Source organism: Micromonospora foliorum, assembly GCF_022229015.1.
Lineage (GTDB): Bacteria > Actinomycetota > Actinomycetes > Mycobacteriales > Micromonosporaceae > Micromonospora > Micromonospora foliorum.
The window spans coordinates 65,105-72,679 of the sequence record NZ_JAKKFF010000033.1 but is presented as its reverse complement, the minus strand read 5'-3'; the positions used below and the strand labels follow the sequence as shown (position 1 = coordinate 72,679).

The 7,575-nt window shown below is 69.1% G+C and carries 3 protein-coding genes; 1 reads left to right on the top strand and 2 read right to left on the bottom strand.

Going from position 1 to position 7,575, the window contains the following annotated elements; translation table 11 throughout:
• A partial coding sequence (locus PSH25_RS03695; RefSeq protein WP_238657651.1) for a tetratricopeptide repeat protein occupies positions 1 to 1,994 on the bottom strand: 1,994 nt, incomplete at its 3' end.
• A 563-nt stretch (positions 1,995 to 2,557) separates the two neighbouring features.
• On the opposite strand from PSH25_RS03695, the gene PSH25_RS03690 reads away from it, so the two are divergent.
• Positions 2,558 to 3,799, top strand: a complete 1,242-nt coding sequence (locus tag PSH25_RS03690) for an IS256 family transposase (RefSeq protein WP_238657650.1) — start codon at positions 2,558 to 2,560, stop codon at positions 3,797 to 3,799.
• Between the two features lie 822 nt (positions 3,800 to 4,621).
• Here the strand turns inward: PSH25_RS03690 and PSH25_RS03685 are convergent.
• Positions 4,622 to 7,426 (bottom strand): ATP-binding protein, encoded by a 2,805-nt coding sequence (locus tag PSH25_RS03685; RefSeq protein WP_238657649.1) that lies wholly within the window; start codon positions 7,424 to 7,426, stop codon positions 4,622 to 4,624.
• Positions 7,427 to 7,575 lie beyond the last annotated feature (149 nt).

The window sequence follows — 7,575 nt, the reverse complement described above, 5'->3', positions numbered from 1 at the left end:
CGCAGCTCGTCGACGCGGCCGTCCTGTACGAGCAGGCGTGCCAACTCGTCGGCGGCGGCCACATTGCCGCTGTCGGCCCAGTCACGCAGCTCGTCGACGCGGCCCTCCTCTACGAGCAGCTCGGTCAGCTCGTCGGTGGCGTGCTCGTTGCCGCTGTCGGCCCAGTCGCGGAGCTCGTCGACGCGGTCCTCTTGGGCCAGCAATGAGGCACAGTGACGGGCCGCGTATTTGTCGCCGGCGTCGGCTCGGGCCCGCAGCTCGTCGACGAGGCCTTGTGCGGCCAGTAGCCTCGCGAGCTCCTTGGAGGCGGATGCGTTGCCACTGTCGGCCCACTCACGCAGTTCATCGACGCGGCCCTGCGAGGCCAGCAGCCTCGTCAGCTCTTCGGCGGCGTATTTGTCGCCGGCGTCGGCTCGGGTCCACAGCTCGTCGACGACGCCTTGTGAAGCCAGCAGCCTCGCGAGCTTTTCTGCGGCGTCGGCGTTGCCGCTGTCGGCCCAGTTCCGTAGTTCGTCGACGCGGCCCTGCTGGGCCAGCAATAAGGCCAGTTCGGCGGCGGCGGCGTCATTGCCGCTGTTGGCCCAGGTGCGTAACTCGTCGGCGCGACCCTGTCTAGCCAGCACATGGGCCACATTCCAGGCCGCATTCTGGTGGCCGGCATCGTGGAGGCGTTGGTAGAGGGGTAGGGCCTGGTCGTAGCGCAGCCGACTGGTGGCGTTGTCGGCCAGGCTGGTGAGCTCGTCGCGGGTGTGGGTGTGCGTACCGAATGCCTGCCAGGCGAGCGTTGGGATGGGTTCGGTGCGGCGTCGATCGCTGAGGTGTTGCAGCAGGTAGTCGGTGACGGTGTAGCCGATGACTGTGCGCTGATCGGAGCTGGAGACGGCGAGGAGCGGGGCGGTGGCCTTGTCCTGGGGACGTTCGCGGCTGGTCAGCTCGTCCAGCGCCGGGGGATACCATGCGTCGTCGGGGTAGGGCCTGCTGAGGTAGCCGCGGGCAGCTTCGCGGAGCAGGTCGTCTCCAAGCGCGGATTGGATGCCGACTCTACGGGCGTCGACTGCGGCGTGCAGGACGGCCCGTTGGGTGATGGTGGCGCGTTCGTAGCGGTCGGTGAGTTCCCGGGCGCCTGCGAGGGCTTCGGTGACGTTGTAGTCGTCGTCGGCCACAGCTGTGGCGAGGCGGGGATCGTGGGCGGCCATGCGGGCGGCTGCGGCGCATTCGTCCTGGGTGAACGTGTCGATCCGGGTTTCGTGGATGCGCCGGTCGGTGAGGATGTCGACGGCGCCTGGGTGGCGCGGCAGTCGGGCATCCGGGTGGTTCGGGTCCGGGTCGTCGGCCCGCAATAGCGCCGCGTACGTGGGCCAGAGGGTACCCATGACGATCACCGGGGTGCAAGCATTGAGCAGCCGTCGGATGGTGGCGGCGGTGATAGGTGTGGAGCCCTCGCTGAGGTAAGGGCCGGGCAGGAAGCGTTGCAGCTCATCGAGCCAGACGATCAGTTTCGGCAAGTCGAAGGTGGCTTCGGCGATGGTGTTGACCAGGTCGCCGTCACCCAAGTCGGGGGCCAGAACGGCGAAATCGGGAAGTTCCTGTCGGGCGGCTTCATACAGCAGGCGGGTCTTGCCCACGCAGGAGTCGCCGACCAAGAGCAGGAACCCGCCGTCCGCTCGGGCGTGGCGCATCCATTCGCGGATCTGCGGTCCTTTGGTGCGATCGACAAACGACGGCAGGTCGGGATCGACCGTGCTCATCCGCTGTTGGGCGGGGCGACTGGCCGCCAGCCCGCGTCGTTTCCCCGGCAGTCCCGCCGCGGCGGGAAGGGGTGGGCCGGCCGCCGCTGGATGTATCCGCAGCGAGAGCGCGTTGGCGGGTGCTTCACCAATGCGGGGAAAGATGGTCTTCTGCCGGCCAGTGTGCTGGCGGAGTCGTTCGATGGCCAGCTGCTCCCGGTCGGCTTCGGCGTGCCGCCGTGCCCGCCACCGGTCCACCGCGACCACCCCGACTCCCAGCCCTGCGGCGGCCGCCGCAGCGAGCCAGGGCGGACACCATGCCAGCCACGAAGGCAGTTGCTCAAGCTGCAGAACAGCGATCGCGGCGGCCAGTAGCGCGGTCGCGACGCCGGGGGCGACGGCCCACCCGGACCGGGGCCGCATCACGACCCGGCCGTCAGGGTACGGTCGAACCAGCACGAATCTTCCGGTCGCCGGCGTCGATTGGCCGGGACCTGCTGCCAGAACAGCCGAATTCGGCCACTCAGCCCCAGGTCGATCAACCAAGCCTCCCCCTCGTCGCCAGGGAAAAGCGCTCGGCGACGAGTAGCACACTGACCCGCATGCGCGCGTTTCATGTCGCCCCGCTCGTCATGGTCGCGTCGTCGCTCATGAGCAGGAGTATGACGGCACCAGGGCAGGTGATCGATGCGTTTGGCGGGCCCACGACAGATCAAGCCGGACCGTCGTTCCTCACTCAGAGCGTGTTTCAACTTGCTGTGGGACTGTGGATCTAAGGGTGTTTCCGGCCTGCCCCGCCGGGCGTTGTGCCTGGTGAGGAGGGTGCCGTGATGACCGCGACACAGAACGATCAGGCTGGACGGAAGAAGCGGGTGGAGCCGTCGGCGGAGGCGAAAGCCGCCGTCGAGTTGGTCCGGGCGGCCAAGGAACAGGGCCTGTCGTTGACCGGTCCGGATGGGCTGCTTCGGCAGTTGACCAAGACGGTCCTGGAGACCGCGTTGAACGAGGAGATGGCCGATCACCTCGGCTATGCCAAACACGAACCCGACGGCGCCGGCTCGGGCAATATCCGTAACGGCACCAGGGCGAAGACGGTGTTGACTGATAGCACTGGGCCGGTGCAGATCGACGTGCCGCGGGACCGGGCGGGCACGTTCGAGCCGCAGATCGTCAAGAAGCGGCAGCGCCGGTTGTCAGGCGTCGACGAGGTGGTGTTGTCGTTGTATGCCAAGGGCTTGACCACCGGGGAGATCTCGGCGCACTTCGCCGAGATCTATGGCGCCTCGGTCAGCAAGGAGATCATTTCGCGGATCACCGACAAGGTGATCGAGGAGATGACCGACTGGTCGCACCGCCCGTTGGACGAGATTTACGCGGCGGTGTTCATCGACGCGATCGTGGTCAAGGTGCGGGATGGGCAGGTCGCGAACCGGCCGTTCTACGCCGCGATCGGGGTGACCCTCGACGGGGAGAAGGACATCCTCGGGTTGTGGGCCGGCACCGGTGGTGAGGGCGCGAAGTTCTGGATGAGCGTGCTGACCGACCTGCGTAACCGGGGTGTGAAGGACGTGTTCTTCCTCGTCTGCGACGGCCTGAAAGGCCTACCCGAGGTCGTCACGAACGTGTGGCCGGCCACGATCGTGCAGACCTGCATCATCCACCTGATCCGCAACACGTTCCGGCTCACCTCACGCAAGTACTGGGACCAGATCAAACACGACATCAAGCCGATCTACACCGCCGTCAACGCCACCGCGGCCCGAGCCGCGTTCGACGACCTGACCGAGAAGTGGGGCGGGCGGTATCCGGCGGTGATCCGCCTGTGGGACAACGCCTGGGCCGAGTTCATCCCGTTCCTCGACTACGACGTGGAGATCCGCACCGTCATCTGCTCCACCAACGCGATCGAATCGCTCAACGTCCGCTACCGGCGGGCGATCAAGGCCCGCGGCCACTTCCCCAACGAACAGGCCGCGTCGAAGTGTCTGTACCTGGTAACCCGGTCCCTGGACCCCACCGGAGCAGGCAGAACCCGATGGACGATGCGCTGGAAACCCGCGTTGAACGCCTAGCGAGACAGCCCCCCGGCGAGGCCTGCGGCGGCCAGGGCCTGGACCGGATCGGCGTCGACCCGGAGTGAGTGGAAAGGTTCTGAGGACCGTGTCTGGTCCAGCCCGCGTCCCGATGGACAGACCCGCCGTGCATGCGGTGATCGGGCGTATCGCCGAGGCCATGTCTGTAGGTGTGCGGCGATTTGATGTAAAGCGTTGCGGGTCAGCTTGCTGGAGCCCACTGCGGTTCCGTCATCTGTGAAACCGATCCCACGGGCGGCGCGCCGACCAGCACTTTCAGGCTGGTGACCTCGTCGGCGGATCCGAAGGCGACAGCGTTCGTGGGTCGTTCGGTCAGCCGGTGGTGTCCTCACTTGTCGATGTCAGCGCGCATTCGACGCCTCGATGATGGTGGCCGTTCCTACCGCGGGCTGGCCCTCGTGCATGGTGTCGTCATGCCCGGTTGTAGGTGACTCCAGAGGGTGGGGGACAGTGGGCCCAGACGGACCGACCCGGTAAAGCCTGGTGGCAACGCTGGCGCAGACTCCACCCAGACGCATGCCACGAGCAGATCGGGAATCGCCCGCAGCAGCGGTCGCCATCGGGCAAATGGCCACCGAGATCCTTGCCATCGAGCACCGTATCTCCGGCGTCGATGACCTCATCGCCGAGCACCTCGACCAACACCCACTTGCCCAATCGTCAGCTGCATGCCCGGCATGGGCAACCTGTTCACCGGCGAAATTCTCATCGGGACCGCTGAACCGATGGCGGTGCGGGACCTGACCCGCGCACACCGACGCAGCCCTTTGAGTAGGAGACCTGTCGCGTCCTGCCAGAACCTCACCATCCGGCGCTGGAACGGAAACTGTCCGCGGCCTCGGCCAGGAGGGCCTTGATCTCTTCACCGTTGCTGGCGTCCCCAGTCGCTTCGCAGTGGACGATCAGGCTGTGTGCCAGGGCCAGGTCGAACCCGCGCTCGCGCAGGATGTCGGCGGATTCCAGGGCCAGCCGCGCTGCGCCCGCCCGGTCGCCGGCCCGGGCGGCGATTGCCGCCTGGACGCCGAGCGTCATCCCCTCGAAGCCCCGGTAACCGGCCTCGCGGGCCAACTCCAGCGCCTGCGTCGCCCAAGCGCCGGCCAGATCGAGCTCGCGGCGGCGCAGGTGGACATGGGCGAGACCGATGAGTGCCTCCGCGTAGGGCTGGGCGGAGGTAGCCACGAGGGACAGCCGCAGGGCCCGATGCAGGTAGGTGATCGACAGCCGGTGCTGCCCCGTCACGCGGCGGACGGTGGCGAGGCCGCACAGCAGCAACGCCTGCGCGTGCGGATCGGTGAGGCCGCGCAGGGCCCGCAGACCGCTCACCGCGATCCGGCGGGCGACTGTCGCGTTTCCCTGGAAGAGGCGTACGACCGCCAGGTATCCGGACGCGGAAGCCTGCCCCTCCAAATCGCCGAGCCGTTCGTAGAGGTTGATGGCCTCGGTGAGGCGCTCCGCGGCCGAGCCGAGGCGGCCCCGCTCGAGTTCGAGATGGCCGAGGTTGATCAGCACCGAGGCGGTCCCCCGGCGGGCGTTGTTGGCGGTCTGCAACGCCAGCGCCCGTTCCAGGTCGGGTGCGGCCAGGTCGAGCCGGCCGGTCAGCATCCGCACGGTACCGAGGTTGTTGAGCGCGATCCCCGCCCCGGACGTGTCGCCGGCGGCCCGCTGCCGGTTGCGTACGTGCATCAGTTGTCGTTCGGCGGCCCGGATGTGGCCGATGCGGGAGTGCTGGACGGCGAGGATCGACCGGGCCGACGTCTCGCACCGGAGCCAGCCGGCCTGGCGGCTGGACCGCGCCCCCCACCGTGCGTTGGCCATGGCCTCGGCCGGCTCGCCAAGGAACAGATGGGCCAGGGCGAGACTCGTGCGCAGCATCGCCCGGACCCGCAGGACGTTGCCGGCCCGGGCGCGGTGAGCGCGGAGGGCGGCGAGCCCGGCCCGGGTGACGGCGAACCAACCGTCCATGTCCCGATGGGACATGAACCGTACCCGCAGCGCGGCGGCCAGCCGCCAGGCCATATCGGGCACACCACGGTCGCTGGCCAGCAGAGCGGCGGACCGTAGGTGCTCGTACTCCCGGTCGAGCCAGGCGATCGCGTCCCCGGAATCGCCGAACATCTCCCCGCCGTGTTTCTCCAACTGGATTAGCTGCGGCGACAGGAGCCGCCCGGCGGCGAGTAGCCGGCGCAGGTAGTAGCCGTATGCGCGGCGCACCGCCGCCTCGCGCTGGGCCCGGGGAACCGTCCGCACGACCAGGTCGGCCGCGTACTCGTGTACGAGGTCGTGCACGAATACGCGGCAGCCGACGACGGTGAGCAGGTGTGCGTCGGCCAGACCCAGCACGGTCGGCTCGGCCGCGCTGGTCGGCACACCAAGCAGCGCCGCCGCTACCGACTGGTCGAACTCGGTCATGGGCAACAGCCCGATCAGCGCGAACAGCCGCTGGGCCGTCGGGTCGAGCCGGCTGTGGGAGTGACGGAACGCGGTGGCCAGCGCACTGCCCGGGTCGCCGCGCGTCTCAAGGTGGGTCAGGCGGTTGCCGGCGGCCAACTGGCGGGCCCGGGTCGCGATCGGGTCGGCCAGGCCGCTCGGTAGGTCGGCGGCGGCGATGCGGACCGCCAGTGGGAGGTAGCCCACGATCCGGGCTAGGTCGCGGGCCGCGGCGGGCTCCGCCGCGAGCACTTCCGGGCCGACGATCCGACCGATCAGGTCGACCGCGTCGGGCTCGTTGAGCACGCCGACGTCAACGGAGCCCGCCCCGTCGCGTACGACCAGACCGAGTAGGCGGTCCCTGCTGGTGACGACCACCCGCGCGTGTCGGCCGCCCGGCAGCACTGGCCGCACCTGGTCGGCGTCACGGGCGTCGTCGAGCACCACGAGCAGCCGCAGGTCAGCGGTCATCGACCGGAACAGCGCCGCCGCCTGCTCGTCGTCGGACGGCACATGGTCGGCCGGGATGCCGAGGCTGCCCAGCAGGTGCCCCAGCGCGGCGGTCACCGTCAGCGCGGGCTGCGGCCCGAACCCCCGCAGGTTGACGAAGATCTGACCGTCCGGGAACGCCGAGGCGGCGGCATGGGCCCACCGCAGGGCGAGCACCGTCTTGCCGGCACCCGCCATTCCCGACACGACGGCGACGCGGCTGTCCTCGGTCAGCAGGGCCTTGTCGAGCAGCACCAACTCCGACCGTCGGCCCACGAAGTGTCGCCCCAGCGTCGGAAGCTGCCTCGGAAGCGGCGCGGTTCGCGGGCCGGACGGGACCAGGAGTCCACCCGTGCTCGCGTCGACCGCGCCGTCTGCCGCGACCGGGGGACCCGCGCCGCGCTGCTCGTAGCCGTTCGCGGCGACATGGCGGTCGAAGCCGCGTAGCCAGCGTTCGGCGTCGGTCGGGTTGAGGCAGGCGCGTAGAAAGGCGGCGACAACCTCGCGGCGGGGCAGGCCCGGCCCGCGCAGCGCGCTCGCGAGGGTGCTGCGCGGCAGGACGTCGCCGACTGCGGTGGCACGGCTCTCCAACTCGCGGTAGGTCAGCCGGGACTCCTGCTTGAGTCGACGCAGTTGCAGGAGTATCTGTTCGACGCCCGTCATGTCGATTGCGACGTCATCGTCCGACATCTGCCGCCCCCCGCGTTAGGCGTTGCGGGCGTGAGCGCCCCGCATGACCCGGCGGGACGACACTGTCCTGTCCGGACTCGTGTCCGAGACTACCGAAGCATTCCTGTTGGCAGGCAACGGCTTGTCCGCGACAGAAGCCGGCGATTGAA

Bases quoted from the DNA above. Each gene is read 5' to 3' on its own strand.
- PSH25_RS03690 (WP_238657650.1), top strand. From the start codon at position 2,558: ATGACCGCGACACAGAACGATCAGGCTGGACGGAAGAAGCGGGTGGAG.
- PSH25_RS03685 (WP_238657649.1), bottom strand. From the start codon at position 7,426: ATGTCGGACGATGACGTCGCAATCGACATGACGGGCGTCGAACAGATA.